Origin of the sequence: Rhodococcus sp. PD04 (assembly GCF_035918275.1) — a bacterium.
In the GTDB taxonomy this organism is placed as follows: domain Bacteria; phylum Actinomycetota; class Actinomycetes; order Mycobacteriales; family Mycobacteriaceae; genus Rhodococcus; species Rhodococcus rhodochrous.
Window position 1 is genome coordinate 458,488 of sequence record NZ_CP142143.1, and the last position, 26,573, is coordinate 485,060.

Here is a 26,573-nt window from a genome sequence, read left to right on the forward strand (position 1 = left end):
TGGGATCTGGTCTCAGAATGTGAGTGGAGTAGTGGGGATGGTTCAGTGAGCACATCGGTCGGAGTGGAGGACGGCGGTTCCTCGCTCGTCGCAGGCGTTCCGCGCCGGCGCATCGTCGTCGCCAGCATGGTCGGCACGTCCATCGAGTTCTACGACTTCTACATCTATGCGACAGCCGCCGTCTCGGTCTTCCCGCACCTGTTCTTCCCGCAGGGCAACAGCACGACCGCGCTGCTCGCCTCCCTCGCGACGTTCGGCATCGCCTTCGTCGCCCGCCCGGTCGGGTCCGTCGTCTTCGGACATTTCGGCGACCGCATCGGCCGCAAGGTCACCCTCGTCGGCTCGCTCCTGACGATGGGCATCGCGACCTTCCTCATCGGTCTGCTGCCGACCTACCACCAGGCCGGGCTCATCGCACCGGCGTTGCTGGCGCTCATGCGCTTCTGCCAGGGTCTGGGTCTCGGCGGGGAGTGGTCGGGTGCGGCGCTGCTCGCCACCGAGACCGCCGAACCCGGTAAGCGCGCGTGGGCGGCCATGTGGCCGCAGCTCGGCGCCCCCATCGGCTTCATCGGCGCGAACGGCCTGTTCCTGATCATCACGCTGGCACTCGGGCACGACAACGGTGAGCCCGACCTGTCGAGCGCCTTCCTCGAGTGGGGCTGGCGCATCCCGTTCCTGCTCAGCGCCATCATGGTGATCATCGGCCTGTACGTGCGGCTCAAGCTCGAGGAGACGCCGGTCTTCGCCAAGGCGGTCGCCGAGGGCAAGAAGGTCAAGACGCCTCTCGCCGAGGTGTTCAAGACCAGCTGGCGCCAGCTGATCATCGGCACCTTCGTCATGCTCGCGACGTACACGCTCTTCTACATCATGACCACCTGGGTCCTGAGCTTCGGAACGGGCAAGACCCCCGCCGAGGGCGGCCACGGCGCCGGTTTCCAGTACTCGGACTTCCTCGTGCTGCAGCTGGTCGCGGTGCTGTTCTTCGCCGCGGCCGTGCCCCTCGCCGGATGGCTCGCCGACCGCTACGGCCGTCGCTCCACCCTGCTCGTCGTCACGGGCGCGATCATGGTGTTCGGTCTGTGCTTCCAGCTCCTGCTGTCGAGCGACGGCATGAGCTCCGGACGGATGTTGTTCTTCCTCATCGTCGGCATGCTGCTCATGGGTCTGACCTTCGGACCGCAGAGCGCGATCCTGCCCGAGCTGTTCCCGACGAACGTCCGCTACACCGGCTCCGGGATCTCCTACAACGTCTCGAGCATCCTCGGTGCCGCCGTCGCCCCGTTCATCGCGACCTGGCTCGCCACGAGCTACGGCGTCGGCTGGGTGGGCATCTACCTGCTCGTCGCCGCGGCGACGACCTTCGTCGCGCTGCTCATCGTCAAGGAGACGCGCGACCGGTCGCTCGACGAGGTGTAATCGCACCGACCGCGAAAGGCCCCTTCCGGATCCGATCCGGAAGGGGCCTTCGTCGTTCGGCTACTTGCCGCGGATCGCGTCGAAGACGGCCGGATCGACGAGCGTCGAGGTGTCGCCGAGCTCGCGACCCTCGGCGACGTCGCGCAGCAGGCGGCGCATGATCTTGCCCGACCGGGTCTTCGGCAGCTCCGGCACCACGGTGATCTGGCGCGGCTTGGCGATCGGGGAGATCTCCACCGCGACGTGATCGCGCAGCTCCTTGATGAGCGTGTCGCCGGTGTTCTCGACGTGCTCGCGCAGGATCACGAACGCGACGATGCCCTGACCGGTGGTCTCGTCCGCGGCACCGACGACCGCGGCCTCGGCGACGGACGGATGCGACACGAGCGCCGACTCGACCTCCGAGGTGGAGATGCGGTGACCGGAGACGTTCATGACGTCGTCGACGCGGCCGAGCACCCACAGCGCTCCGTCGTCGTCGTAGCGCGCACCGTCGCCGGCGAAGTACCAACCCTGATCCTCGTAGCGCGACCAGTAGGTCTCGCGGTAACGCTGCTCGTCGCCCCAGATGCCGCGCAGCATCGCCGGCCACGGCTGATCGAGCACCAGGTACCCGTTACCGCCCGGGCCGAGCGGCTGGGCCTCGTCGTCGACGATCTTCGCGGAGATGCCGGGTAGCGGCGCCATCGCCGAGCCGGGCTTGGTGGCCGTGATGCCGGGCAGCGGCGAGATCATGATCGCGCCGGTCTCGGTCTGCCACCAGGTGTCGACGATCGGGGCCGAATCCGCGCCGATGACCTCGCGGTACCAGCGCCACGCCTCCGGGTTGATCGGCTCGCCGACGCTGCCGAGCAGACGGATCGACGACAGGTCGTGGGCGTCGGGGATCTCGCGACCCCACTTCATGAACGTGCGGATCAGCGTCGGAGCGGTGTAGTAGATCGACACCCCGTACTTCTCGATGATCTCGAAGTGCCGGTGCTCGTTCGGTGAATTGGGGGTGCCCTCGTAGACGACCTGGGTGACACCGTTGCTCAGCGGGCCGTAGACGATGTAGCTGTGGCCGGTGACCCAGCCGATGTCGGCGGTGCACCAGTAGACGTCCTTGCCCGGCTTGTGGTCGAAGACGTAGTGGTGGGTGTACGACGCCTGCGTCAGGTAGCCACCCGAGGTGTGGATGATGCCCTTGGGCTTACCCGTGGTGCCCGAGGTGTACAGGATGAACAGCGGATGCTCGGAGTCGAACGGCTGCGCCTCGTGCTCCGGCGACGCCTTCTCGACGGTCTCGTGCCACCACAGGTCGCGGCCGTCGGTCCACTCCACGTCGATGCCGGTGCGCGCGACGACCAGCACGTGCTCGATCGACTCCGCGCCGGCGACGGCCTCGTCGGCGGCTGCCTTGAGCGGCGCGGCCTGGCCGCGACGCCACTGACCGTCGACCGTGACGAGCAGCTTGGCCTGCGCGTCGTCGATGCGCGACCGCAGCGCCGACGACGAGAAGCCGCCGAACACCACCGAGTGGGTCAGGCCGAGACGCGCGCACGCGAGCATGGTCACGACGGCCTCGGGGATCATCGGCATGTAGATCGCGACGCGATCGCCCGCGACCAGACCGAGTTCGGTGAAGGTGTTCGCGGCGCGGGAGACCTCGGCGAGGAGGTCGTTGTAGGTCAGCGACCGGCTGTCGCCGGGCTCGCCCTCGAAGTGGATGGCGACCCGATCACCGTTACCGGCCTCGACGTGCCGGTCGACGCAGTTGTAGGCGACGTTGAGCTTGCCGCCGACGAACCACTTCGCGAAGGGAGCGTTCGACCAGTCGAGCACTTCCGTCCAGGGCTCCGCCCAGTCGAGCCGTTTCGCCTGCTCGTCCCAGAATCCGAGCCGATCGGCGTCGGCCGCGGCCTGCAGTTCCGGACCGGCGTTGGCCGTGGCGGTGAACTCCGGGCTCGGCGGGTACGCCTTCGATTCGTGCTCCTGGGCTGCGCTCGTCATGGTGCGGGGCCTCTTTCCGGGATGGTTCCATTCGGGCTCTTGTGAGCGTAATCATCTGTGACCGGCGCCGCACCGTTGCATCGATATGCAACCCCGTCACTTTCGCTCATCGGTCGAATTCGCGCGACGAACGGCATTCGGGCACGACCGGTGAACCTCTCGTCCGTCCACCGCATCCGCGCCGGTACCGTCGTCGACGTGACCGACCCTCTTCAGCCTCTCGTCGACCTTCCGGGCGTACGCGACGCCGCCGACCGTGCCCGCGACGCGCTCGCGGAGGTGCATCGTCATCGAACCAATCGGCGTGGTTGGGCGAACACCGCCGCGGAGGCATCGGTGCGGGCCGCCCGCGCCTCCGCGTCGATCGACGGCGGATCGACGGAACTTCCGCAGCCGGGGGAGAGCGGCGACCCGATCCTGGCCGGAGCGCTGCGGGTCGCGCAGTCGCTCGACGGCGACGCGCTCGGCAACATGGTCGCGACGTGGCGACGTGCCCCGCTCCAGGCGCTCGCCCGCCTGCACCTGCTCGCTGCTGCGGATCTCGTGGAGGACGCCGAGGAACTGGGTCGTCCGCGGACGGAGCCGGGGGTCGCCGAGCGTCTCGACGGGCTCGCGCAACTCGTCACCGGGGGAACGAACGCCCCGGCGCCCGTTCTTGCGGCGGTCGTGCACGGCGAACTGTCCGTCCTGAAACCCTTCGGTGTCGCCGACGGCATCGTGGCGCGGGCCGCGTCCCGGCTCGTGTGCGTCGCGTCCGGACTCGACACGCGCAATCTGGGCGTACCGGAGGTCCACTGGATGCGCCGGTTGCAGGCCTACCGCGACGGGGTCGCCGGATTCGGGGCGGGGACCGTGGAGGGCGTCGGCGGCTGGGTGCTCTTCTGCTGCGGGTCGCTCGAGGCCGGAGCTCGTGAGGCCGGCTCGATCGCCGAGGCGTTCGCCGGCTGAGTGCCGGGCGGGGCTTCGCCGGCCGAACCGCGGCCTGTACGCGAAATCCCCTGCACGCGAAAGCGGGTGGCATATCGATCGAGATCGATTCCGCCACCCGCTAGCACGGGCGGTCCGAGTTACCATGCGTGCTGAAATGGGTTGTGATTCAACGGCCTCGGCGATGATCCGGGTATCGTCGATTCGTCCTCGCAACGGGTGCGGGGTACTCGTCTTCGAAAATCCGGAACTCGCAGGCCCACAACACTTGTGCCCTTATAGTGGCATCGGCTTCGCGTGGGTACTCGGTGTCCGTGCTGGGAAGAACAGTCGGGAGATCGAATCTTCTCTTCCGATTCGGTCTTGGCCTTCCGTCCTTCCGTAACTCCTTTCTACCCCGTCCGCGAGATGTCGGCAAGCCCCCCCGCGGCAATGCTTCGCTTTCGATCTCCCGGCGAGTGACCCTGAGTGTCAACGCATCCGGCGTTCGGCCAGCCGGCGGGTGGCACCCAGTATCAGTGCGGTCGCCCCGAGGATGGCAGCGAGCGTCGCCAGGGCGCGCGGCGACGGACGGGCGCGACGTCCGAGCGGCACGGGACGGGCGAAAGTGAGAACAGGCCAACCGTTTTCGTTTGCCGCCCGGCGCAGTGGGCGGTCGGGGTTGACCGCGCGCGGATTGCCGACCTCCAGCAACATCGGCAGGTCGGTGGCCGAATCGGAGTACGCGTAGCTGCGGGAGAGGTCGTAGCCGTACTGCTCGGCGAGTTCGCGGATCGCGACCGCCTTCGCCTCCCCGAAGCAGTAGAACTCGAGCTCGCCGGCGTAGCGGCCGTCGACGATCCGCATCCGGCTCCCCGTGCTGTGGGAGGCACCGAGTGTCCGGGCGATCGGAGTCACCACTTCCTGGCCCGACGCGGACACGATGATCACGTCGTGACCACGGGCCCGGTGATCGGCGATCAGGTCCTTCGCCTCCGCGTAGACGAGCGGTGTCACGACGTCCTGCAGGGTTTTCTCGACGACCGATCCGACCTGCTCGACGTCCCATCCCTTGCACATGTGCGCGATGTGCTCGCGCATCCGGTCCACCCGGGCCTGATCGGCCGCCGACACCAGGTAGAGGAGCTGGGCGTAGGTGCTCTGCAACACGGCCCGACGGCTGAGGAGACCCTCCTCGAAGAACGGTCGGGTGAACGCCAGCACGCTCGACTTGGCGATGACGGTCTTGTCGAGATCGAAGAACGCTGCGATGCGGGCCGAGTCCGGTGAGCCCCCCGTCGACGGGGCCGGTCGGGACGGGTCCACGGACGTATCGGTCACGATCACCACAATAGGGGCGCGCCGGGCCGGTGTTTGAAGTTGCAAGCAGTCACGCCTAACGGTGTACTATCGCGAATGCCCGGGTCGATACTCGGGTTGTGTTCAGCCCGACCCCCCGGGGCTGAACGCAGACGGCCCTCGCCTCCTCCCCCCTGGCGAGGGCTGTCGCTTTGTCTGAGGGCCTTCCCCACACGTTTTCGTACTGTCTTCTACACTCGTCGACCTGCGCGCAGGTCCGGCAAGGGGGCGGCCGGCAGGGTTGTCCACAGGCCCCCGATCCATCCACAGGTGGGGCTTCCGAGGCCGTTTCCGCGACGTTCACGACCCCGCGGCGGGGCAGCCTGTCGGGCATGAACGACATCCTCGGACTGGTCGACGATCCCGCGCTGGTCGCCGACCTCCGTCGCGTGGTCGCGGCGGCCGACCGCACGCTGCACGAGATGACCGTGCCGGTGCCCCGCAGGGCGTGGACCGACGCGCGGATCGTCGTCCTCGACGCGTCCGCCGCAGCGGCGTGCGCGACCGATTGTCCCCGCCGCCCCGGTGTGATCCTCGTGTGCAGCGGGACGGCCGGCCTGGCGGACTGGCAGGCGGCCACGATCGTCGGCGCCGAACACGTCCTCGCCCTCCCGTCCGAGGAGGTGGAACTGCTCTCGATCGTCGCGGCCGCCGACGAACCCTCCACCGGTACCGGCACCGTCCTCGCGGTCGTCGGGGGATGCGGGGGAGCGGGCGCGTCGACCTTCGCCGCCGCGCTGGCCTGGGCCGCGGGACACGACGAACGCCGCGACACCCTGCTCGTCGACGCCGATCCGTTCGGCGCGGGACTCGACGTCCTGACCGGTCTCGAGGAACGTCCCGGAGTGCGGTGGTCCGGTCTCACCGTCGACGGAGGACGGGTCTCCGCGCGTGCCCTGCGCGACGCCGTGCCCGCATGGGCATCCGGGGTGGGCGTCCTGTCCACCGACCGCGAGAACATCGACCGGCTCACCGCGGTCGCCGCAGAATCGGTCGTCGAAGGGGTACGCGGAGCGGGAGCAACCGTCGTCTGCGATGTGGGGCGCAGCTTCGACCCGGTCGCCGACGCGGTGATCGCGCTGGCCGACCTCACCGTCGTCGTCGTACCGGCCCGGATCGGTGCGGTGCTCTCCGCTGCCCGGATCGCCCGCACGCTCGCGGCGCGGGGTGAGCCCGCCGGAGTCGTCGTCCGCGGACCTGCACCGGGCGGACTGCGAGCCGTCGACGTGGCCGACGCGGTGGGCCTGGACGTGCTCACCTCGATGCGTCCCGAACCGGGCCTGACCGAGATGCTCGAACGCGGCGGCCTGCGCCTGCGGCCGCGCTCGCCGTTGCTCGGGGCGGCACACGACGTGCTGGTGGCCGTCGGGACCGACCGCGTGGGCCCGGGACGCGCGGCATGACCGGGACCCTCGGGGACGACCTCCTCGCGCGGGTCCGAGACCGGCTGGCCGACGAGACCGGTGAGCTCACCCCGGCACGCGTCGCCGCGGCCCTGCGCGCGGAATCCGGTGGGGTGCTCGGAGACTCCGATCTGCTTGCGGCACTGCGGCATCTGCAGACCGAACTGACCGGTGCGGGACCGCTCGAGGATCTGCTGGCGGACCCGGCGGTGACCGACGTGCTCGTCACCGCGCCCGACCGCGTGTGGGTGGATCGCGGCAACGGGCTGCACCTGACCAGGGTCACCTTCCCCGATGAGGCAGCGGTCCGACGACTCGCGCAGCGACTGGCACTGTTCGCCGGGCGTCGACTCGACGACGCCCAGATGTGGGTCGACGGCAGACTGCCCGGGCACGGTGAGTTCGGTGTCCGGCTGCACGCGGTGCTCTCCCCGGTCGCGCAGGCCGGGACGTGCCTGTCGCTGCGAGTGTTGCGACCCGCGACCCAGGGACTCGAAGCGCTGCGGGACCGCGGTGCGGTCTCGGAGGCCGCCTACCGGTTGCTGCTCCGCATCGTCCGCGCGCGCCTGGCCTTCCTCGTCGTCGGCGGCACGGGTGCGGGGAAGACGACGATGCTCGCGGCGCTGCTCGGCGCGGTGGATCCGACCGAACGCATCGTCTGCGTCGAGGACGCCGCCGAACTGGTCCCGGCCCACCCGCACGTGGTGCGCCTCGTGGCACGGGCACCCAACGTGGAGGGCGTCGGCGAGGTCACCGTCCGCGATCTCGTGCGCCAGGCACTACGGATGCGCCCGGACCGCATCGTCATCGGTGAGGTGAGAGGCGCCGAGGTCGTCGATCTCCTGACCGCGTTGAACACGGGGCACGACGGTGGTGCCGGGACCGTGCACGCCAATTCGCCCGACGAGGTGCCCGCGCGACTCGAGGCCCTCGCCGCACTCGGCGGTCTCGACCGGGCGGCGCTGCACAGCCAGCTCGTCGCAGCGGTGCAGGTCGTTCTGCACGTCCACCGCAGTACCGACGGAGTGCGACGTCTCGTGGGGATCGGCGTGGTCGAGCGGGACCCCGTCGCGGGCGTCGTCGTCACCCCCGCATGGACCCACGAGAGGGGCGACGAGCACGGTACGGACATCCTCGAGCGGATCCTGCAGCGACGGGAAATGCCGTGAGCGCGCCGATCCTGTGCCTGGTGGCGGCGCTGTTCGTCCTGCCCTCGCCCTCCGCCCGTCGCCGACTGCGCCGCGGCGTGCCCGACGCGGCGCTGCCCCCGATACCGCGCGTCCTCGTCCTCGGGGTGGTGATCGTCGTGCTCGTGACGGTCGTGGTGTGGGTGGGGATCACGCCGGCCGTGGCCGGCGCAATCGTCGCATCGACCGCGGTGGGGCGGCGTCGATCGCGTCGTCGTGCTGCGGAGCTCGATCGGCAACGGCGGATGTTGCTGTCGGGGCTCGACACCGTGATCGCCGACCTGCGGGTCGGGACGCATCCCGCCGACGCGTGCGAGACGGCGGCCCGGGAGACGGCCGGACCCGTCGCCGGTGCATTCCGGGTCGCTGCGGCCCGGGCACGACTCGGTGGGTCGGCAGCGCACGGCTTACGTTCGGCCGCAGCATCTCCGGACGGTGGTGGCGTCGCCGACAGTCTGGGGCGTGTCGCCGATGCGTGGGCGGTCTCCGACCGTCACGGTCTCGCTCTCGCCGAACTGCTCGGGGCCGCGCGGGTCGACCTGGCCGCACGTATGCGGATCCGCGCCCGCACGGAGGCCGGGCTCGCCGGCGCCCGGGCCACGGCGACGGTCCTGGCGGGACTGCCGGTGCTCGGGGTGGGTCTCGGTCAGCTCATGGGTGCCGCTCCGCTCGCGATTCTTCTCGCCGGTGGTCTCGGTGGCGTCATGCTCGTGGTCGGCACGGCGCTGGCGTGTGCGGGTCTGCTGTGGACGGACCGGATCGCGGCGCGGGTGGGCACATGAGCGCGACGTGGGCGGTGTTCCTGGGAGCGGCCTCGCTCGTCGTCGCTCCGATGCCTCGCGGAACGAGCCGTGTTTCCTCCACGAGATCTATCACTTCCGAACCGGATACACCCCCATCCGAGACCGACCCGCACGCGGTTCCCGCTGCCTTCGACCTCTTTGCGGCGTGCCTGCGCGCAGGGATGCCCGCCGGCTCTGCGGCACGGGTCGTCGCGGAGTCCGCCCCACCCGACCTCGCAGCGGAGCTGCGGAGAGGCGCCGACAGATTGGCGCTCGGAGCAGACCCGGCCGAGGCATGGGAAGGTTCGGGAGCGGTCGATGCTCTGGACGACTTCGCCCGCGCGGCAAGGAGATCCGCGAAATCGGGTGCGCCCCTGTCGGACACCGTCGCCGAACTGGCGGTCCGGCATCGCGCCGAGACGGAGGACCGGGTGGCCGCCGAGATCGATCGGGCCGGAGTGCTCGTGAGCGGGCCGCTCGGTCTGTGCTTTCTGCCTGCCTTCGTGTGCCTGGGCATCGTGCCGGTCGTCGTCGGCCTGGCGCGGGACGTCCTGGGTGCGGGGCTGATGTGAGCGTCGGCGCGGACGGTCCGCGCCGCACGGATGGGAGGGACGGAAGATGGGGAAACGAACACCGGCCGCAGAGCTCGCACGTGGTCTGCGTGGTCGTCTCGGTGGGTTCGTCGTGCAGGACGACGGCATGTCGACGGCGGAATATGCGATCGGGACCATCGCGGCGGCGGCCTTCGGGGCGGTGCTGTACACGGTGGTGACCGGCGACTCGATCGTGTCCGCGCTGACGGGCATCGTCGAGCGTGCCCTGAACACGGCGGTGTGACACCGAGGCATGCGAAAGATGCTCGGACGACGATGGTTACGCGCCTTCGTTCGTGAGGACGAAGGAGGAGTCACCGTCGAGGCGGCTCTCGCCGTCGCAAGCCTGGTGACGGCACTCGTGCTGTGCATCGGCGCGGTGCTGGGCATCGCGTACCAGGTGAGGTGTCACGACGCCGCGCGTGAAGCCGCCCGCCTCACCGCGCGGGGAGACCAGGCGCGGGCGGTCGAGGTGGCCATGCGCGTCGCACCTCCGGACGCACGCGTGACGGTACGCGAGGAGGGAGATCTGATCGTGGCGGTCGTGACCGCGGACGGCCCACTACTCCCACTGCTGACTCTGACGGCCGAGGCGGTGGCGGTGCGCGAACCGGAAGGAACGCGATGAGGCCGGGTCCGCACCTGCTCGGCGACGACGGGAGCGCGAGCGTGATCGGTTGCGCCGTGATGGCCGGTCTCATCGCGATCACGGCCGCGCTGCTGCACGTCGGGTCGGTCGTCGCCGCACGTCATCGTGCGCAGGCGGCGGCCGACCTGGCGGCGGTGGCGGTCGCCTCGGCGCTGGACCGCGGGATCGTGCGGGCATGCGAGGCGAGTGAGCCGATCACCATGCGGATGCGAGTACGTTTGCGGCGCTGCGAGATCGACGAGTGGGATGCGGTCGTCGAGGTCTCCACTGCGGTGTCGGCCCTCTTCGGTGGGAAGGAGGCGACGGCCGTCGCGCGAGCCGGTCCTGCCTGATGAGGCCGCCGAGGGGTCGCTCACGGCCGTATCCAGGGGATTCGCGCTCGTCGCTTACCTGTGCTTATTATGTGTGACGGTCGTCATAGACGACTGTGGACACAGTGGTGGTGGACGAAGCAATTCCGGTTCCCGGTCGGGCGGCGGTAAGGGTGCGGGAGCGGATGTAGTGCGCGTATGAGGGTCGGTTCCGTCGTCGGAACCCTTTCACATCGACGTATCCGGCAGGCGACGTGTGGTCCTGCTCGATTACGAAGGTATTCCGTTCGTTCTTTTTCCGGTCCCCGATCGGGGACGCCGCGTGACGGACTCTCCAGGTCTGGCTGGAGTCCTCCGACATTCCGGGCTGTGCATCGATTCGCACTGTGGCCCACACCGACACCGCGGACCATCGCGGCCTGCGCGGACGGCGACCCCGTCCGGTAGGAACTGAGGGAGGATCGATCTTGAGGGTCAAGCGCGTAATCGCGGCCGTGTCGGCAGGCTTCGTGGCTGCCGGCCTGCTCGCGGCATGTGGGGGCGGCAGCGCTTCCGGTGCCGAGGGCGTCTACAGCCTGCACATCATGCAGCCCGAGAACCCGCTGGTTCCGGGCAACACCACCGAGAGCGAGGGCAATCAGGTCCTCAAGTCGCTGTTCACGCCGTTGGTGCGCTACAACGACGAGACCAGCGAGGTGGAGTACACCGGCGTCGCGAAATCGGTCGAGTCCGAGGACCAGATGACCTGGACCATCGAACTGAACGAGGGCTGGACGTTCCACGACGGAACTCCCGTCACCGCGAAGTCGTATGTCGACGCGTGGAACTACACCGCGCTGAGCACCAATGCGTTCGGTGCCTCCTACTTCTTCGAGAACGTCAAGGGATACGACGAGCTGCAGGCCGCCGACGGTGCCGAGCCCGCCGCGACCGCTATGTCGGGCCTCGAGGCCGTGAACGACACGACGATCTCCGTCGAGCTGAAGGAACCGTTCGCGATCTTCCCGGTCACCCTCGGGTACACCGCGTTCTACCCCCTGCCCGAGGCATTCTTCGACGATCCCGACGCATTCGGTCGCCGTCCGATCGGCAACGGCCCGTTCAAGGCCGACGAGGACTTCGTCGACGGCCAGGGCTTCACCGTGACCAAGTACGAGGACTACGCCGGCGACAACCCGGCGCAGGCAGAGGGCGTGCAGTTCAAGGTCTACACCGAACTGACCACCGCCTTCACCGACGTCCAGGCCGGCGGACTCGACGTGCTGCTGGATCTGCCGCCGGACGCCTGGGCCACCGCCCGCGACCAGTTCGGTGATCGCTACGTCGAGCGTGCCCGTCCCGACATCACCGCGCTCTCGTTCCCGACCTACGACGAGCGCTTCGCCGATCCCCGTGTCCGCGAAGCATTCTCGATGGCGATCGATCGTCAGGCCATCACCACGGCCATCTTCACCGACACCCGCACGCCGGCCGCCTCCTTCGGGTCTCCCGTCGTCGAGGGCTACCGCGAGGACGCCTGCGGGGCCAAGTGCGAGCTGAACGTCGAGCAGGCCAACAAGCTTCTCGACGAGGCCGGTTTCGATCGCAGCCGGCCGGTCGATCTGTGGTTCAACGCCGGAGCCGGGCACGACCAGTGGATGACCGCGATCGGCAACCAGTTCCGCAGCAACCTCGGTGTCGAGTACGCGCTTCGCGGCGACCTGCAGTTCGCGCAGTACCTGCCGCTGCAGGACGACAAGGGCATGACCGGTCCGTTCCGGATGGGCTGGATCATGGACTACCCGTCGCTGTACAACTTCCTGGCGCCCGTCTACAGCACGGCTGCGACGCCGCCGGCCGGTTCGAACATGTCCTTCTACAGCAACCCCGAGTTCGACGGGGCGCTGTCGGCCGGTAACAACGCCGACACCCTCGACGAGGCCACGGTGGAATACCAGCATGCCGAGGATATCCTGTTCCGCGACATGCCCGCCACGCCGCTCTTCTACGGACTGAACCAGGCCGTGACGAGCGACCGGGTCGACAACGTGAAGATCGACGCGTTCGGTGACATCGTGACCGAAGAGGTCACGGTCGGCTGAGTGACGAGTGGTGGGGTGTCCCGCGTAGTCGGGGCACCCCACCACCCGCGTAGGACGTTCTGTTCCGTATAGGAGAACCCAGTGGGTCGCTTCATCACGCGCCGATTGCTGCTGACCGTTCCGGTCCTGATCGGCGCCTCGTTCCTCATCTTCGCGATGGTCTACGCCCTTCCGGGCGATCCCATTCGCGCGCTGGCGGGCGATCGCCCGCTCGCTCCCGCGGTCGTGGCGCAGCTCCGCGCCCAGTACAACCTCGACGATCCGTTCTTCGTCCAGTACATCAAGTACGTCGGCGGACTGTTCCAGGGCGACTTCGGATCCGACTTCTCCGGTAGGCCGGTGCTGGACACCATCTCGCAACGGCTGCCGGTCACCATCCAGTTGACCGCCGTGGCAGTGATCTTCGAGATCCTCATCGGCGTCACGGCCGGTGTGCTCGCAGCGTTGCGCCGCAATTCCTTCTTCGACAACCTCGTGCTCGTCTCGTCGACGCTGCTCGTTTCGATCCCGGTGTTCGTCCTCGGTTTCGTCTCGCAGTACGTCCTGGGATACAAGCTGGGTCTGTTCCCGATCGCCGGTATCAACGAAGGCTGGTACAGCTACCTGCTGCCCGGGCTGGTGCTCGCATCCCTGTCGATGGCCTACGTGGCGCGACTGACGCGCACCGCGGTCTCGGAGTCGATGGCGGCCGACTACATCCGCACCGCCCGTTCCAAGGGCGTCGGTTACAGCCGCATCGTCACCCGTCATGCGTTGCGCAACAGTCTCATCCCGGTCGTGACGTTCATCGGTGCCGACATCGGTGCGTTGCTCGGCGGTGCGATCATCACCGAGTCGGTGTTCAACATCCCCGGACTCGGCCGCGCCATCTTCGACGCTGTGCAGAACCAGGAAGGTGCTGTGGTCGTCGGCATCGTCACGCTGATGGTCTTCTTCTACATCTTCTTCAATCTCGTCGTGGACGTGCTGTACGCCTTCCTCGACCCACGGATCAGATACGAGTAGTGGTGATGGATTCCAATAACGCCGAGGCCGCCCGCCAGCACGCCGTGCAGGAAGGCGAGCCGGGAAATGTCATGACCGGTGAGGCTGTCGAGCTCGTCGGCCAGGCCAGTCTGTGGGGCAACGCGTGGAAGAAGCTGCGCCGCAGCGCGTTCTTCTGGTTCGGAGCCGTCATCACCGTCGTCCTCGTCGCGATGGCGGTGGTGCCGCAGGTGTTCGCCCGCGGGATCGATCCGCGGGCCTGCGACCTGTCGGACACCCGCCTCCCACCCAGCGCGCAGCACTGGTTCGGAACGGACCTGCAGGGCTGCGACTACTACGCCAACGTCGTCTACGGCGCCCGCGTGTCGCTGTCCATCGGTCTGCTGGCCGTCATCGGTGTGCTGGTCATCGGCGTACTGATCGGTTCGCTCGCAGGATATTTCGGAGGAATCCTCGACAGCGTGCTGGCACGGTTCACCGATGTCTTCTTCGGTATCCCGCTCCTGCTCGGCGCGCTCGTGCTGCTGACCGTGACCAGTGAGAGGACGGCTCTGACGGTCGCGATGGCGTTGATCGCCTTCGGCTGGATGACAGCGATGCGCCTGGTCCGGTCGTCGGTCATCGCCGTCAAGGGCAGCGAGTACGTCCAGGCCGCGCAGGTGCTCGGCGCGTCGACCTTCCGCATCCTCGTCCGGCACATCCTCCCGAACGCCCTGACCCCGGTGCTGGTGTACGCCACCGTCGCCGTCGGTACGTTCATCGCGGCCGAGGCAGCGCTGTCGTACCTCGGTATCGGCCTGCAGATGCCGGCCATGTCCTGGGGTCTGCAGATCAACCTGGGCCAGAACTATCTCTCCACCTCGCCGCATCTGGTGTTGTTCCCGGCAGGCTTCCTGTCCGTCACGGTGCTGGCCTTCATTCTCATGGGTGATGCGCTGCGCGATGCGCTCGACCCGAAACGGAGCTGACGCAATGAGTCTCGATATGCGTGAGAAGACCACCCCAGGCGCCCCGATCCTGCAGGTCTCCGGTCTGACCATCGACTTCGAGGTGGACCGGACCTGGCGGACCGCCGTGCGCGATGTCTCGTTCGAGGTGGCGCGCGGAGAGATCGTGGCGATCGTCGGCGAATCCGGTTCGGGCAAGTCCACGACCGCGATGGCGGTACCGGGTCTGCTCGCCGACAACAGCAGGGTCGACGGCAGCATCACCCTCGGTGGACGCCAACTGGTCGGGCTGACGGAACGTGAGCTGAACTCGGTGCGCGGCAAGGACATCGCCGTGATCTTCCAGGAGCCGATGACGGCTCTCAATCCCGTCTACACGATCGGGTGGCAGATCACCGAGGCCATCCGCGCGCACGCCGACGTGACGAAGGCCGAGGCGAAGAAGCGCGTGATCGAGCTGCTGCGTCTCGTCGACATGCCCGAACCCGAGAAGCGCGTCGGTTACTACCCGCACCAGCTCTCCGGCGGTCAGCGTCAGCGCGCGATGATCGCGCAGGCCCTGGCATCGGAGCCGTCGGTGCTCATCGCCGACGAGCCGACCACCGCTCTCGACGTGACGGTGCAGGCGGAGATCCTGCAGCTCATGCGCGACCTGCGCGAGCGGGTGGACGCGGCGATCGTGCTCATCACGCACGACATGGGGGTCGTCGCCGACATGGCCGACCGCATCATCGTCATGCGCAACGGTGCGATCGTCGAGCAGGGGACGTCGGATCGGATCTTCGGCACGCCGGAGCACGCCTACACCCGCGAACTGCTCGCCTCGGTGCCCCATCTCGGCTCGCGCGCCGGTGAGGTGGGTGCCGACGACACTCCCGATGTGCAGTACGCGCTCCGGTTGGTCGACGCGGTGATCGAGTACCCGGGTGCCCGTCGCAACAGCGGTTTCCGTGCCGTGGACGGGGTGAGTCTCGACATCGAGCCGGGTGAGGTCGTCGGGCTCGTCGGTGAGTCGGGTTCGGGTAAGTCGACCATCGGCAAGGCCGCGGTCGGCCTGGTCGGGCTGCACTCGGGTTCGTTGTCCGTCGGCGGTGTCGACATCACGAAGATGTCGGCGCGCGATCTGCGTCCGGTGCGCCGCCGGATCGGCATCGTCTTCCAGGATCCGGGTTCGTCGCTCAATCCGCGGTGGCCGATCGGGCAGTCCATCGCCGAGCCGATGCTGCTGCACACCGAGATGGACCGTACGCAGCGGGACAGGAAGGTCGAAGAACTCCTCGACCAGGTGCATCTGCCCCGCGACATGCGCAACCGCTATCCACACCAGCTCTCCGGCGGACAGCGTCAGCGTGTGGGCATCGCCCGGGCGCTCGCTCTCGAACCGACCCTGCTGATCGCGGACGAACCCACCTCCGCTCTGGATGTGTCCGTGCAGGCCAAGGTGCTCGAGCTGTTCCGGGAACTGCAGCGCGAGTACGGTTTCGCATGCCTGTTCATCAGCCACGACCTGGCCGTCGTCGAGGTGCTCGCCCGTCGCATCGCCGTGATGCGTGCCGGGAAGCTCGTCGAGTTCGACCGCACCGATCGCATCCTGCGATCGCCGTCCGATCCGTACACCAAGCGGTTGCTGGCGGCCGTGCCCGTCCCGGATCCGGCCGAGCAGGCGCGCCGACGCGAGGCACGTGCCGCGCTGCTGGCCACCGAACGGGCCGACATCGGCGGCGCACCGGTGGCCTGAGCCGGCGTCATCCCTCGATCGCAGCGAGGACGGCATCGAGGACGGCGACCGCGCCGGCCTTGTCGAGCGGATCGTTGCCGTTCCCGCACTTGGGGGAGTACACGCACGACGGACATCCGGCGGCGCACTCGCAGGCCGCGACAGCATCGCGGGTCGCGGTGAGCCACTTGGTGATCCGGTGGTATCCGCGTTCGGCGAATCCCGCACCGCCGGGCTGTCCGTCGTAGACGAAGACGGTGGGCAGCCCGGTGTCGGGATGAAGATCGGTGGAGACACCGCCGATGTCGCCGCGATCGCACGTCGCGAGCAGGGGGAGCAGACCGATCGCGGCGTGCTCGGCGGCGTGGAGTGCACCGGGCACCCGATCGGGGGTCACCCCGATCGGGTCGAGCAGGCCGGGGTCGATCGTGTACATCACCGCGCGGGTGTCGAGCGTGTGCTCCGGCATCTCGAGGGGGATCTGGTCGAGCACCTCTCCGGACGGCAGGCGGCGCAGATAACCGACCACGCGGTGCGTCACCTCGACCCCCACGGACGCGACCGTCACGGGCCCGAAGTCGCGGTGTTCGTCGACGGAGATGCAGCAGATGTCGGTGATCTCGCGTGCGCTCGTCGACCATTCCGGGTCCTCGGCGTGGACGAGGGCGATGCCGTCCTCGAGATACAACTCGTCGACGACGAAGGACTCGCCCTGGTGCAGGTGCACCGCTCCGGGATGAACGGTCGCGGGCGCGCGGGCCGCGTCGACGGTGCCGAGCATGCGGCCGGTGTCGCCCTCGACGATCGAGACCTGATGGCCGATCCCGCCGCGGATCTCGACGTCTCCGTGCGGTTGCGTTCCCGGGGTGACGAACCAGCCGTGCGGGCGGCGCCGGATCAGTCCCTGCTCCGCGAGGTCCGTGAGGACGTCGATCGCGCCGAACTCCTCGACTTCGGCGTCGCTGAGCGGCAGTTCCGATGCAGCGCAGAGGAGCTGGGGTCCGAGAACGTACGGATTGTTCGGATCGGTGACGGTCGCCTCGACCGGCCGGTCGAGCAGTGCCTGCGGATGGTGCACGAGATAGGTGTCGAGCGGATCGTCCCGCGCGACCAGCACGACGAGCGAACCCTGCCCGCGGCGACCGGCGCGGCCGCCCTGCTGACGGAAGGACGCGACCGTGCCCGGGAATCCGGCGACGATCACCGCGTCCAGGCCGGCGATGTCCACCCCGAGTTCGAGGGCGTTGGTGCTGGCGACGCCGAGCAGACGACCGTCGGAGAGAGCGGCCTCGAGATCCCGCCGATCCTCGGCGAGATAACCCGCGCGGTAGGCCGCCACCCGGTCGACGAGATCGGGGGCCGCCTCGGCGAGGAGTCGGCGCGCGCCCATCGCCGTGAGTTCGGCGCCGTGACGCGACCGGACGAACGCCAACGTGCGGGCTCCCTCGACGACGAGGTCGGCGAGAAGACGCGCGGCCTCGGTGCCGGCGGCCCGTCGCACCGGGGCGCCGTGCTCGCCCGTGAGTTCACGCAGCAGGGGCGGCTCCCACATCGCGACCGTGCGGGGTCCGTGGGGCGAACCGTCCTCGGTGACCTCGCGGCAGGGTGCTCCGACGAGCCGGGACGCCGCTGCCCCCGGTTCCGCGGTCGTCGCGGAGGCGAGGACGAAGACGGGATCGGCGCCGTACCGGCGGGCCACGCGCCGGAGCCGACGCAGGATCAGTGCGACGTGCGAGCCGAACACACCCCGGTAGGAGTGGCATTCGTCGACGACGACGTACCGCAGGCGCCGCCACAACCGGACCCATCGCGCGTGGGCGGGCAACAGCGACAGGTGCAGCATGTCGGGATTGGTGAAGATCCAGCGCGAGTGCCGGCGCGTCCACTGCCGGATCTCGGTGGAGGTGTCTCCGTCGTAGGCGCACGCGCACACGCTCGACAACGCGTCGATGTCCGAGGTCAGTTCGGTGACCGCGCGCAACTGGTCGGCACCGAGGGCCTTCGTGGGCGACAGGTACAGGGCGGTGGCCTGCGGGTCGTCGGCCAGCGCGCTCAGGACGGGCAGCTGGTAGGCGACCGACTTGCCCGACGCGGTGCCGGTGGACACCACCACGTGTTCCCCGCCGGCCGCGATGTCGGCGGCAGTCGCCTGGTGGTGCCAGGGACGCTCGACACCCTGTTCGCGGAAGGCCCGGACGACGTCCTCGTGTGCCCACTGCGGCCAGTCGCTGTGGTGGGCGGGCCGGGCCGGGATCTCCGCGACGTGGGTCAGCGGTGACTCGCCTGTCGGGGTGCCGGCCAACAGGCGGTCCAGCAGCTCGCGGCCGTAGGTGGGGGCGGGGGCGTCGCCGCTGTGCAGGAAGGGCGAGCCGGTCACGCAGTACTCCGCTGGGTCGGACGAGGTGTCTGTCGAAAACGTCTGTCGGATAGGAGTGTGCCGGATGCGGGCGACCCGGGGTTCCGGGACGAGTGAGGCCGCAGTGGCCTCCCGTAACATGGGAGCAACAGCTACCCGTGGGTAATGCTACCGAGGCGTGAACAAGATCAGGGAATTGGCACGTTTGTGCCCATTCCTACTGTTGCGCGTGCCCAGAACGTGGTTGACTGACACCCGGTCGCAGCTTCTGTGTTCGTAGACTTGGAAAAGTGCACGCTCGCAGGATCGATGGTTGCGAGCGCGGTGCTTTAGCTCTTCCAACGGGGGACTCGAGAAGTACAGCGGTCGGAACCGGGACCTGGCGGATCGCGTACCCGGCGGTTCGTCGAATCCGGTGTTAGAAAGAGAAGGAAAAGCATGGCACAGGGCACTGTGAAGTGGTTCAACGCGGAGAAGGGCTTCGGCTTCATCGCTCCTGAGGACGGCTCCGCCGACGTGTTCGTTCACTACTCCGAGATCCAGGGTTCCGGCTTCCGCACCCTCGAGGAGAACCAGCGAGTCGAGTTCGAGGTCGGTCAGGGCACCAAGGGTCCGCAGGCCACCGGCGTGCGCGCACTCTGATCCACCCGCTCGAGCGAGCAACCGGGCAAGGTCAACCACCTCGCCCGATCGTCCCCCGTCGCCTCAGGTGATGGGGGACGATGCTTTCTCCGGGACGTGTGCGCGAACCGGTCGCGAGACCTCGCCGCCCGTCGCGCTCACGGAGCCGTGAGAGGAGGACCCGTGAGTCAACTGTCCTTCTTCGGGGCCGACACGATGCCGCCGGCCCTGGCCGACCTGAGCGGCCTGCTCGCGGCACACGGACGCGCGCGTCTCACCGGCGACGGTGCGGTGCTGACCGTCGAGGTCGACGCCGAGTGGCGCGCCCGTGCGATCGCGCAGCTCGTGACCGATACGGGAGTCGGAACGGAGATCGTCGCCGACGGCGAGGTGTTCACCGTCGGCACGTCCGCGGACCCCGCTCTCGTCCCGCTCGCGGCCCAGTGGAGCAGCGACCACGGCAAGGTGGTCCCGACCGGCTGGGTCCCGTCCTCGCGTGCCCAGCGTGCGTGGTTCCTCGCGTCCGGTCGCATGGAGGTCGAGGGAACACAGTATGTTCTCGGTCTGGACCCGACGGCTCCCGACACCCACGCGACCCTGGCGCAGGCGCTCATGCGCGCCGGCATCGCACCGACCCTGATCGGTACGCACGGCACCGGTGGGCCGGGGTTGAGGATCTCCGGTCGGAGGCGTCTGACGAGGCTCGTCGAGAACATCGGTGCACCTCCGGACGCCGACGCGGCACGCCGGATCTGGCCGCACGTGGAACCGGGTGATCATCACTTGTGAAGAGTCGTTCCCCGAGGATGTGCGACCCTGTGTGTGGCCGCGTCTGGGGAACGGGTCGGTATACATGTCTTCGAACAAGGCGACATGTCGGCAATGAGGGAAGGTGCGGGCGGCACGGTGGCAGCACGGGAGAAGAGCACTGCGGGCGGTTCGTCGGGCACGCGTCGGCTCGTGATCGTCGAGTCCCCGACCAAGGCGAGGAAGATCGCCCCCTACCTCGGCCGCGACTACGTCGTCGAGGCATCGGTCGGTCACATCCGCGACCTGCCGCGCGGCGCCGCGGACGTCCCCGCCAAGTACAAGGGCGAGTCGTGGGCACGGCTCGGTGTCGACGTCGACCACGACTTCGAACCGCTCTACGTCGTCAGCGCCGACAAGAAGTCCAAGGTCTCCGAGCTGAAGAGCCTGCTCAAGGACGCCGACGAGCTCTACCTCGCCACCGACCCCGACCGCGAGGGCGAAGCCATCGCCTGGCACCTGCTCGAGACCCTGAAGCCCAAGGTGCCGGTCCGGCGCATGGTCTTCCACGAGATCACCGAGCCCGCCATCCGTGCGGCCGCAGAGAACACCCGCGACCTCGACACCGACCTGGTCGACGCGCAGGAGACCCGCCGCATCCTCGACCGTCTCTACGGCTACGAGGTCAGCCCCGTGCTGTGGAAGAAGGTCATGCCCCGTCTGTCGGCGGGTCGTGTGCAGTCGGTGGCGACCCGAGTGATCGTGCAGCGCGAACGCGAGCGCATGGCGTTCAAGTCCGCCGAGTACTGGGACATCGCGGCCACGATGGACGCCGGCGCCGACGCGAGCCCCCGGTCGTTCGGTGCCCGCCTGGTCAACGTCGACGGTTCCCGCGTCGCATCGGGTCGCGACTTCGGGCCCGACGGGAACCTGAAGTCGAACGGTGTCGTCGTCCTCGACGAGGACCGCGCCCGCCGCCTCGCGGAGGCACTCGCCGGTGTCGCGTTGACGGTGTCCTCGGCCGAGAGCAAGCCGTACACCCGCAAGCCCTACGCGCCGTTCATGACGTCGACGCTGCAGCAGGAGGCGGGCCGCAAGCTGCGGTTCTCGTCCGAACGCACCATGCGCACCGCGCAGCGGCTGTACGAGAACGGCTACATCACCTACATGCGTACCGACTCGACGACGCTGTCGGAGTCGGCGATCGCGGCGGCCCGCGCACAGGCCACCCAGCTGTACGGCGCCGAGTTCGTTCATCCGACGCCGCGCCAGTACACCCGCAAGGTCAAGAACGCGCAGGAGGCACACGAGGCGATCCGCCCCGCCGGCGACGTCTTCGCGACCCCCGGCGAGCTGCACTCGCGCCTCGACGGCGACGAGTTCAAGCTCTACGAGCTCATCTGGCAGCGCACCGTCGCCTCGCAGATGGCCGACGCGCGGGGCACCACGCTCACGCTGCGCATCACCGGCACCGCGGGCACCGGCGAGGAGTGCACCTTCTCGTCGTCGGGCCGCACCATCACGTTCCCGGGCTTCCTCAAGGCGTACGTCGAGAGCGTCGACGAGGAGGCCGGCGGTCAGTCGGACGACGCGGAGTCGCGCCTGCCGAACCTGTCCGAGGGTGCCTCGGTCACCGCGACGAAGCTCGATCCGGACGGTCACTCCACCAACCCGCCCGCCCGGTACACCGAAGCGAGCCTGATCAAGACGCTCGAAGAGCTCGGGATCGGTCGCCCCTCGACCTACGCGTCGATCATCAAGACCATCCTCGACCGCGGCTACGTCTACAAGCGCGGCAGTGCGCTCGTCCCGTCGTGGGTGGCGTTCGCCGTCATCGGCCTGCTCGAGGCACACTTCGCCCAGCTCGTCGACTACGACTTCACGGCCGGGATGGAGGACGATCTCGACGAGATCGCCTCCGGTCACCGGCAGCGCACCGACTGGCTGACGCGGTTCTACTTCGGCAGCGACGACGGTCACGAGGAGTCGGTCGCGCGCAAGGGTGGCCTGAAGAAGCTCGTGGGGGAGAACCTCGAGGACATCGACGCCCGCGAGATCAACTCCATCCGCCTGTTCGACGACTCCGAGGGTCGCGAGATCCACGTGCGTGTGGGCCGCTTCGGTCCGTACCTCGAACGGATGGTCACCGACCCCGACAACCCCGACGCCGAGCCGACCTCGCAGCGCGCCAACCTGCCCGACGACCTGCCGCCGGACGAGCTCACCCTCGAATACGCCGAGAAGCTCTTCTCGACGCCGCAGGAGGGACGTGTCCTCGGTGTCGATCCGTCGACCGGCTACGAGATCGTCGCGAGGGAGGGTCGCTTCGGTCCCTACGTGACCGAGCTGATCCCCGATCCGGCGCCCGAGCCCGAACCGGAGCCGGACGTCACGCCCATCCCCGTCGAGGAACTCGGCTCGGAGGGGGAGGGTGGCACGAAGACCGCCACCAAGAAAGCCGTCGCCAAGAAGACGGCGAAGAAGGCTCCCGCGAAGAAGGCCGCGAAGAAGACCGGCCCGAAGCCGCGCACCGGTTCGCTGTTCAAGACGATGGACCTGTCCACGGTCACCCTGGACGACGCCCTGAAACTGCTGTCGCTGCCGCGCGTGGTGGGTGTCGATCCGGAGTCCGGCGACGAGATCACCGCTCAGAACGGCCGCTACGGTCCGTACCTGAAGAAGGGCAGCGACTCGCGGTCGCTCGCCAACGAGGAGCAGATCTTCACGATCACGCTCGACGAGGCGCTGAAGATCTACGCGGAGCCGAAGCGCCGCGGCCGGCAGGCCGCCGCCACGCCGCCGCTGCGCGAGCTGGGCACCGACCCGGTCAGCGGCAAGCAGATGGTGATCAAGGACGGCCGGTTCGGTCCGTACGTCACCGACGGTGAGACGAACGCGAGCCTGCGCAAGGGCGACGAGGTCGAGTCCATCACCGACGAGCGGGCGTCCGAACTGCTCGCCGACCGTCGGGCACGCGGTCCCGTCAAGAAGACCGCGAAGAAGACGGCGGCGAAGAAGACGGCCGCCAAGAAGACCACTGCCAAGAAGACAGCGGCGAAGAAGACGACGAAGAAGGCCGCCGCGAAGAAGACGACGGACTGACGGTTCCCGTCGGCGTACGCGGATAACCTCACGGTGTGTACCGCGAACTGCCGTCGGGGATCCCCGGCGTCACACTGTGGCGATCCGAGCCGGCCGGTGCCCGCGTGGGCGGAACCCACGTGTTGCCGGACGGATGCATGGACCTCATCCGGCACGCCGACGGCTTCCTCGTCGCCGGCCCGGACACGACGTCACAGTTCTCCGATCTGGCGGCCGATCGGCCGCTCACGGCGGTCCGGTTCGAACCCGGCCTGGGGCCGCGGTTCTTCGGCGTCGACGCGAGCGAGCTGACCGATCGACGGGTTCCGCTCGACGATCTGTGGCCGTCACGTCGTGTGCGGCTCCTCGCGGATCGTGCCGAGGACGATCCCGTCGCTGCACTGGTCGACGCCGTCCGAGGTGCGGTCGACGCACACGATCCGATGGCCGCCCTCGCGCGGGCGCTGGCCTCCGGCACGGCCGTCACGGAAGTCGCCGCGGCCCTCGGCTGGAGCGACAGAACACTGCGTCGTCGCTCGGCCAGGGCCTACGGATACGGACCGAAGACGTTGTCGCGGGTGCTGCGTTTCCGTCGGGCGGTCGCGCGTGCCCGGGCCGGCGACGACTTCGCCCGTGTCGCGGCCGACTGCGGGTACAGCGACCAGGCGCATCTGGCCCGGGAGGTCCGTGCACTGTCCGGCGTCACCCTCGGTGAGCTGGTCCGGCGTCATCCCGGGAGCGCGGCGAACAGGTCGAGACCGTGGCCGTCGGGATCGATCGCGCTCGCGTAGCGCTGTCCCCAGAACGCGTCCCAGGGGGCCTTCGTCGATGTGCACCCCGCCTCGACCAACGCTGCAAGTGTCTCGTCGACCGCCTCGGGGGAACCACAGTCGAAGGCGAGCGCCGCTCCGCCTCCGGACGACGGCTCGAACTCCGGATCGAAGCTGCGGACGGACTCGACGGTGTCCCACATCAGGCGCAGACCACCGGGCAGAGTGACCTCGAAGTGCGGCGCCTCGGGTGCTTCGGTGGGCAGGTCGAGGCCGAGCACGCGATAACACGCGAAGGACCGATCGAGATCGGCGACGACGAGGCCCACTGCGGAGAAATGAATGGTCATGGCCCGACGGTAGGACCGAGGACGTGCAGCCGTCTTGAACGTTTCGGACACGTGATCCGGACCCGTCGGACCCGGTCGTTAGGCTGAGCGCATGTCCGGGGTCTTCGATCGTCTCGTCGGTCAGCGCGATGTCGAGACCGAACTCGTCGCGGCCGCGGTTGCCGCCCGTCGTGGCGACACCGGGTCGGCGATGACGCACTCGTGGCTGTTCACCGGTCCTCCCGGATCCGGTCGCTCGGTCGCGGCGCTGTGTTTCGCCGCCGCCCTGCAGTGCACCGACGAGGAGACTCCCGGTTGCGGGCGATGCCACGCCTGCACCACCACGATGGCCGGCACCCACGGCGACGTACGGCGGGTCGTGCCCGAGGGGCTGACGATCAGCGTCAAGTCGATGCGCGACATCGTGCAGGTCGCTTCGCGGCGTCCCAGCACGGGGCGATGGCAGGTCGTGGTGATCGAGGACGCCGACCGCCTCACCGAGGGTGCCGCGAACGCGCTGCTGAAGGTGGTCGAGGAACCGCCGCAGCGAACGGTCTTTCTCCTGTGCGCGCCGTCGATCGATCCCGAGGACATCTCGGTGACGCTGCGCTCGCGCTGCCGTCACATCGGGCTGGTCACTCCCAGCGCCGACGCCATCGCGCGTGTCCTCGAGGCCACCGACGGCATCGATCCGAAGACGGCGCAGTGGGCTGCATCCGTCAGTGCAGGCCACGTCGGCCGGGCCCGACGGCTGGCCACCGACGAGGGCGCCCGCGACAACCGGGCACGTGCCCTCGCTGTCGCCGGCGCGGTCCTGCGCCCCGCCACCACCTACTCCGCAGCCGACGACCTCGGACGCAGTGCCGAGACCGAGGCGAAGGAGATCAGTGCGGAGCGCGACGAGCGCGAGACCGAAGAGCTCAGGACCGCTCTCGGTGCCGGCGGTACCGGCAAGGGTGCTGCGGGTGCGCTTCGCGGTTCGGCCGGGGTCCTCAAGGAACTCGAACGCACCCAGAAGTCACGGAAGACGCGAACCGAGCGCGACATCATGGACAGAGCGCTCATCGATCTCGCCGGTCTGTATCGGGACGCGCTGGTGCACGCCTTCGGATCGCGGGTCACGCTCAACCATCCGGATATGTCGGATCGTGCGGCCGACCTGGCGTCGAGGACCCGGCCGGAGTCGCTTCTCGAGTGCATCGAGGCAATCCTCGACTGCCGGGAGGCGCTCGCCCAGAACGTCAAACCTCGCTTCGCTCTCGCAGCGCTCGCAGCCCGGTTGAGCTCGGCGTTCCGGTAGCCGAAGTGCCGGTTTGCATCGGGGTGGGGGTAGTCCGCTAGACTTCGGACGCCGAAAGGCTCGCTGCCTTAGCTCAGTCGGTAGAGCATTTCACTCGTAATGAAAAGGTCGTCGGTTCGATTCCGACAGGCAGCTCCACGAAGGCCCCTCACCCCGGTGAGGGGCCTTCGACGTTTCTGCGCGCTGTGCGATTCGCACGGATGATGGAGACATGTTGATGGAACTGTTCTCCTTGGTCCTGATCATCGGCGCTCTCGCAGTGGTGCTGCCCATGGCCGTCCGGGTCTTCCGGGACAAGGACCGCTGACGCGCACGACGCGGAGTCTCGGACACGAGTACGAAATCCTCGACAACCCGGTCACCGCGCAGCATGCTTCTCTCATGGCTGAGTCGTTGAAGGACCGGGTTCGGGAGAAGATCCTGCGGCAGCGCGCCGAGGACGGGGGCCGGCCGATCGGCGACGCCGAGGGGGACGACCCTCGCCTCATGGATCTCCGCAGCGATCTCGCGATGCTCGAGCAGGCCGACGAGGACGGTCCGGTCGTCCAGCACCTCGCTGCCAAGTACTGGGTCCCCTGAACGCCCCACAACGACGCTGTATGAGCCGATAAACCCGGTCTGACCTGGCGATTTGGTGTTCTCGGACATGTTCGCGTAACTTATTCCAGGTCAGAGCGACACGGACACCGACCCGGGCCGAGAGGAACGGGACAACGAGGTTGGACGAAGGCGCCTGCAGATTTCACTGGTTCGAAACCTTCTGGTAAGGTTTGGAACCGTGCCCGAGAGCCGGAAGGTCCTCGGATGAACAGTCACCCCGGAGTGAACGAACCGGAAGGTTCGGGATCGATGGTGTGTGCGTGTTCTTTGAGAACTCAACAGTGTGCCGATGAATGTCAGTGCCAATATTATTTGGTACTCCGCTCCGTCGTTTCGATGGGGTGGGTATTTGCTGATCGTCTCATTCTTCCGTCTGGGATGGTCAGTGTTTTTGAGCTAGTTTGAGTTTTTATGCTAGTGATTTGACTCGATGTCTTTGACT

General features: G+C 68.4%; 23 protein-coding genes and 1 tRNA gene. 20 read left to right on the plus strand and 4 right to left on the minus strand.

Annotated elements, in window-relative coordinates; genetic code table 11:
• Nucleotides 1–45: 45 nt before the first annotated feature.
• The gene (locus U9J23_RS02115) at nt 46–1,416 is read left to right on the plus strand and encodes an MFS transporter (RefSeq protein WP_059383087.1); all 1,371 of its coding nucleotides are present in this window, start codon (nt 46–48) and stop codon (nt 1,414–1,416) included.
• 60 nt (nt 1,417–1,476) lie between these two features.
• On the opposite strand, the gene acs is transcribed toward U9J23_RS02115, so the two are convergent.
• On the minus strand, nt 1,477–3,408 hold the full coding sequence (acs, locus tag U9J23_RS02120; protein WP_059383086.1) for an acetate--CoA ligase: 1,932 nt from the start codon (nt 3,406–3,408) through the stop codon (nt 1,477–1,479).
• A 198-nt stretch (nt 3,409–3,606) separates the two neighbouring features.
• Here acs and U9J23_RS02125 point away from each other — a divergent pair, with 198 nt between their 5' ends.
• The gene (locus U9J23_RS02125) at nt 3,607–4,356 is read left to right on the plus strand and encodes a hypothetical protein (RefSeq protein WP_059383201.1); all 750 of its coding nucleotides are present in this window, start codon (nt 3,607–3,609) and stop codon (nt 4,354–4,356) included.
• A 450-nt stretch (nt 4,357–4,806) separates the two neighbouring features.
• On the opposite strand, the gene U9J23_RS02130 is transcribed toward U9J23_RS02125, so the two are convergent.
• Nucleotides 4,807–5,661: an HAD family hydrolase gene (locus U9J23_RS02130; protein WP_370670857.1), complete on the minus strand. Its 855-nt coding sequence runs from the start codon at nt 5,659–5,661 to the stop codon at nt 4,807–4,809.
• Nucleotides 5,662–6,005: 344 nt separating this feature from the next.
• Here U9J23_RS02130 and ssd point away from each other — a divergent pair, with 344 nt between their 5' ends.
• The 11 genes from ssd (at nt 6,006) to U9J23_RS02185 (ending at nt 16,348) form a co-directional block, all read left to right on the plus strand.
• Nucleotides 6,006–7,076 (plus strand): septum site-determining protein Ssd, encoded by a 1,071-nt coding sequence (gene ssd, locus U9J23_RS02135; RefSeq protein ID WP_085469829.1) that lies wholly within the window; start codon nt 6,006–6,008, stop codon nt 7,074–7,076.
• Entirely contained in the window at nt 7,073–8,245 is a 1,173-nt protein-coding gene (locus tag U9J23_RS02140) for a TadA family conjugal transfer-associated ATPase (RefSeq protein ID WP_059383084.1), read from the plus strand. The genes ssd and U9J23_RS02140 overlap by 4 nt, the downstream gene beginning before the upstream one ends.
• The gene (locus U9J23_RS02145; protein WP_059383083.1) at nt 8,242–9,045 is read left to right on the plus strand and encodes a type II secretion system F family protein; all 804 of its coding nucleotides are present in this window, start codon (nt 8,242–8,244) and stop codon (nt 9,043–9,045) included. The genes U9J23_RS02140 and U9J23_RS02145 overlap by 4 nt, the downstream gene beginning before the upstream one ends.
• Nucleotides 9,042–9,617 carry a type II secretion system F family protein gene (locus U9J23_RS02150; RefSeq protein WP_326601129.1) on the plus strand — a complete coding sequence of 192 codons (576 nt, stop codon included), beginning with the start codon at nt 9,042–9,044 and terminating at the stop codon, nt 9,615–9,617. The genes U9J23_RS02145 and U9J23_RS02150 overlap by 4 nt, the downstream gene beginning before the upstream one ends.
• A 46-nt stretch (nt 9,618–9,663) precedes the next feature.
• Nucleotides 9,664–9,882, plus strand: a complete 219-nt coding sequence (locus U9J23_RS02155) for a DUF4244 domain-containing protein (protein ID WP_059383082.1) — start codon at nt 9,664–9,666, stop codon at nt 9,880–9,882.
• Between the two features lie 18 nt (nt 9,883–9,900).
• Entirely contained in the window at nt 9,901–10,266 is a 366-nt protein-coding gene (locus U9J23_RS02160) for a TadE family type IV pilus minor pilin (protein ID WP_059383198.1), read from the plus strand.
• Entirely contained in the window at nt 10,263–10,619 is a 357-nt protein-coding gene (locus tag U9J23_RS02165) for an Rv3654c family TadE-like protein (protein ID WP_059383081.1), read from the plus strand. The genes U9J23_RS02160 and U9J23_RS02165 overlap by 4 nt, the downstream gene beginning before the upstream one ends.
• 446 nt (nt 10,620–11,065) lie before the next feature.
• Nucleotides 11,066–12,679 carry a peptide ABC transporter substrate-binding protein gene (locus tag U9J23_RS02170; RefSeq protein ID WP_442802263.1) on the plus strand — a complete coding sequence of 538 codons (1,614 nt, stop codon included), beginning with the start codon at nt 11,066–11,068 and terminating at the stop codon, nt 12,677–12,679.
• A gap of 81 nt (nt 12,680–12,760) precedes the next feature.
• Nucleotides 12,761–13,684, plus strand: a complete 924-nt coding sequence (locus U9J23_RS02175; RefSeq protein ID WP_059383079.1) for an ABC transporter permease — start codon at nt 12,761–12,763, stop codon at nt 13,682–13,684.
• 5 nt (nt 13,685–13,689) lie between these two features.
• Complete coding sequence (locus tag U9J23_RS02180) at nt 13,690–14,631, plus strand: ABC transporter permease (protein WP_370670856.1); 942 nt, start codon at nt 13,690–13,692, stop codon at nt 14,629–14,631.
• 4 nt (nt 14,632–14,635) lie between these two features.
• Entirely contained in the window at nt 14,636–16,348 is a 1,713-nt protein-coding gene (locus U9J23_RS02185; RefSeq protein ID WP_228525469.1) for an ABC transporter ATP-binding protein, read from the plus strand.
• A gap of 7 nt (nt 16,349–16,355) precedes the next feature.
• Here the strand turns inward: U9J23_RS02185 and U9J23_RS02190 are convergent, their stop codons facing one another.
• A complete protein-coding gene (locus tag U9J23_RS02190; protein ID WP_106200721.1) occupies nt 16,356–18,704 on the minus strand; it encodes a DEAD/DEAH box helicase in 2,349 nt (782 codons plus the stop codon).
• Nucleotides 18,705–19,121: 417 nt separating this feature from the next.
• On the opposite strand from U9J23_RS02190, the gene U9J23_RS02195 reads away from it, so the two are divergent.
• The 4 genes from U9J23_RS02195 (at nt 19,122) to U9J23_RS02210 (ending at nt 23,923) form a co-directional block, all read left to right on the plus strand.
• Nucleotides 19,122–19,325, plus strand: a complete 204-nt coding sequence (locus U9J23_RS02195; RefSeq protein WP_003935252.1) for a cold-shock protein — start codon at nt 19,122–19,124, stop codon at nt 19,323–19,325.
• Nucleotides 19,326–19,487: 162 nt separating this feature from the next.
• Entirely contained in the window at nt 19,488–20,093 is a 606-nt protein-coding gene (locus U9J23_RS02200; RefSeq protein ID WP_059383077.1) for a hypothetical protein, read from the plus strand.
• 93 nt (nt 20,094–20,186) lie between these two features.
• Nucleotides 20,187–23,153 (plus strand): type I DNA topoisomerase, encoded by a 2,967-nt coding sequence (gene topA / locus U9J23_RS02205; RefSeq protein ID WP_442802264.1) that lies wholly within the window; start codon nt 20,187–20,189, stop codon nt 23,151–23,153.
• Between the two features lie 35 nt (nt 23,154–23,188).
• A complete protein-coding gene (locus U9J23_RS02210) occupies nt 23,189–23,923 on the plus strand; it encodes a helix-turn-helix domain-containing protein (protein ID WP_085469826.1) in 735 nt (244 codons plus the stop codon).
• Here the strand turns inward: U9J23_RS02210 and U9J23_RS02215 are convergent.
• Nucleotides 23,860–24,252 carry a VOC family protein gene (locus U9J23_RS02215; protein ID WP_085469886.1) on the minus strand — a complete coding sequence of 131 codons (393 nt, stop codon included), beginning with the start codon at nt 24,250–24,252 and terminating at the stop codon, nt 23,860–23,862. The two genes, U9J23_RS02210 and U9J23_RS02215, sit on opposite strands and share 64 nt — an antisense overlap.
• Before the next feature lie 91 nt (nt 24,253–24,343).
• Here U9J23_RS02215 and U9J23_RS02220 point away from each other — a divergent pair, with 91 nt between their 5' ends.
• The 3 genes from U9J23_RS02220 (at nt 24,344) to U9J23_RS02230 (ending at nt 26,110) form a co-directional block, all read left to right on the plus strand.
• Nucleotides 24,344–25,531 carry a DNA polymerase III subunit delta' gene (locus tag U9J23_RS02220; protein ID WP_059383074.1) on the plus strand — a complete coding sequence of 396 codons (1,188 nt, stop codon included), beginning with the start codon at nt 24,344–24,346 and terminating at the stop codon, nt 25,529–25,531.
• A gap of 62 nt (nt 25,532–25,593) precedes the next feature.
• Nucleotides 25,594–25,669, plus strand: a tRNA-Thr gene (locus U9J23_RS02225).
• Nucleotides 25,670–25,912: 243 nt separating this feature from the next.
• Entirely contained in the window at nt 25,913–26,110 is a 198-nt protein-coding gene (locus tag U9J23_RS02230) for a hypothetical protein (protein WP_059383073.1), read from the plus strand.
• Nucleotides 26,111–26,573: the final 463 nt, after the last annotated feature.

Excerpts from the sequence above, each read along its gene's own strand:
- acs (WP_059383086.1), bottom strand. The coding sequence starts at position 3,408 with ATGACGAGCGCAGCCCAGGAGCACGAATCGAAGGCGTACCCGCCGAGC.
- ssd (WP_085469829.1), top strand. The coding sequence starts at position 6,006 with ATGAACGACATCCTCGGACTGGTCGACGATCCCGCGCTGGTCGCCGAC.
- U9J23_RS02140 (WP_059383084.1), top strand. The coding sequence starts at position 7,073 with ATGACCGGGACCCTCGGGGACGACCTCCTCGCGCGGGTCCGAGACCGG.
- U9J23_RS02150 (WP_326601129.1), top strand. The coding sequence starts at position 9,042 with ATGAGCGCGACGTGGGCGGTGTTCCTGGGAGCGGCCTCGCTCGTCGTC.
- U9J23_RS02155 (WP_059383082.1), top strand. The coding sequence starts at position 9,664 with ATGGGGAAACGAACACCGGCCGCAGAGCTCGCACGTGGTCTGCGTGGT.
- U9J23_RS02160 (WP_059383198.1), top strand. The coding sequence starts at position 9,901 with ATGCTCGGACGACGATGGTTACGCGCCTTCGTTCGTGAGGACGAAGGA.
- U9J23_RS02165 (WP_059383081.1), top strand. The coding sequence starts at position 10,263 with ATGAGGCCGGGTCCGCACCTGCTCGGCGACGACGGGAGCGCGAGCGTG.
- U9J23_RS02180 (WP_370670856.1), top strand. The coding sequence starts at position 13,690 with ATGGATTCCAATAACGCCGAGGCCGCCCGCCAGCACGCCGTGCAGGAA.
- U9J23_RS02185 (WP_228525469.1), top strand. The coding sequence starts at position 14,636 with ATGAGTCTCGATATGCGTGAGAAGACCACCCCAGGCGCCCCGATCCTG.
- U9J23_RS02195 (WP_003935252.1), top strand. The coding sequence starts at position 19,122 with ATGGCACAGGGCACTGTGAAGTGGTTCAACGCGGAGAAGGGCTTCGGC.
- topA (WP_442802264.1), top strand. The coding sequence starts at position 20,187 with ATGAGGGAAGGTGCGGGCGGCACGGTGGCAGCACGGGAGAAGAGCACT.
- U9J23_RS02215 (WP_085469886.1), bottom strand. The coding sequence starts at position 24,252 with ATGACCATTCATTTCTCCGCAGTGGGCCTCGTCGTCGCCGATCTCGAT.
- U9J23_RS02220 (WP_059383074.1), top strand. The coding sequence starts at position 24,344 with ATGTCCGGGGTCTTCGATCGTCTCGTCGGTCAGCGCGATGTCGAGACC.
- U9J23_RS02230 (WP_059383073.1), top strand. The coding sequence starts at position 25,913 with ATGGCTGAGTCGTTGAAGGACCGGGTTCGGGAGAAGATCCTGCGGCAG.